General features: G+C 41.5%; 1 pseudogene. It reads right to left on the reverse strand.

Annotated elements, in window-relative coordinates:
* Positions 1 to 1,380, reverse strand: a pseudogene (locus tag H5072_RS19395) (hybrid sensor histidine kinase/response regulator); the annotation flags it as partial.
* Between the last annotated feature and the right edge of the window lie 49 nt (positions 1,381 to 1,429).

The following is a 1,429-nucleotide window of genomic DNA, read 5'->3' on the forward strand; positions in this document are numbered from 1 at the left end:
TGTGCCGGCATCGAGTATTGGCAGCATTAAAAATAGTATCCAGCAAATAAAGCCTGCTACCAAACCCGCATACACCCCATAAGCATGACCTTTTCGCCAATATAAACCACCCACAATAGAGGGTAGCAATTGGGTAACAAGTGAAAATGCGACCAAGCCCATACTGGCCAGTGCGCTACTATGGCCAAACCATTGCTGATAGAAATAGGCCAAAATTAATATGCCTGCAATAGCAAAGCGCCTTACAAGTAATATACGAGACTTATAACTGCTGGTAATTAAGTTACGTTTAAACTTTCTACGCAGCATTAACGGCAATACCACATCGTTTGAAATCATCGTGCTTAATGTAAGCGTTGCTACCACTATCATTGCGGTGGCGGCAGATAGTCCACCTATAAATACAAAAGTGGTTAAGAATGCATTGTCGTTAATTAGCGGTAGGGCAAGTACAAAGCTGTCGGGTGAATAACCGCTGCCAATTTCAGGATGAATGGCCGCAGTCGCAATAGGTAAAATCATTGCGGCTGTTAGTAGTAAATACAGCGGAAAAGCCCAGCGAGCGGTAAGTAAGTGGCGTTTGTTTTGGTTGTCGACCACGGTTACATGAAACTGGCGAGGCAAACATATAATAGCCGCTGCAGCCATTAAAGACTGGCCAATAAAGTTAAAGCTAAAAAAGTTAAAATCGCTCCAGTGACCCCAAATAGACTCAGTTACTTTGTTCGTGGTGGCTTCGGGTAAATTAAAAAGTGTAAATACTGCAAGCCCCGCAACGGCAATAAGAGCAATAAGTTTGATCATAGATTCAAATGCAACAGCAAGCATTAAGCCAGAGCGATATTCAGTTACATCAACTTTGCGAGTACCAAAAAATATAGCAAATAAAGCCATAATTAGTGTGGCAGAAAGCGCGAGCATATCGCCGGATATTTTATTACTGTTTTGCAAAAGTAAAAAGCTTGTACTAAGCGCTTTTAATTGCAGTGCAATGTAGGGAATGGTTGCCAGTAATGCGATTACAGTAACCATTATTGCTGTAGTTTGACGTTTGCCGTAACGAGCTGAAATAAAGTCAGCAATAGTCGTTATATTTTGTTTTTTACTTACCAGTACCAGCTTACGTAAAAATCCTTGGCCGAATAAAAACAGCAACGCAGGGCCTAATAATATTGGCAAGTAACTCCAACTGCTGGTGGCGGCTGTTCCTACCGAACCGTAATAAGTCCAAGAGGTACAGTAAATCCCGAGTGAGAGTGAATACACAAATGGGTGATGGCTAATACGCTTTGCTAAAGGGGTTGTTTTATCGCCCCAATTGGCAAGCCAAAACAGCACACCTATATAACTTAAAGCAACAATAATGAGTACGGCAGTCATGTTGTTATTAAACCTTATTATTTTAAATAGTCCCTCATCCCTATGAGGG

The organism is Pseudoalteromonas sp. SR45-5 (assembly GCF_014163565.1).
GTDB classification, from domain to species: Bacteria; Pseudomonadota; Gammaproteobacteria; order Enterobacterales; family Alteromonadaceae; genus Pseudoalteromonas; species Pseudoalteromonas distincta.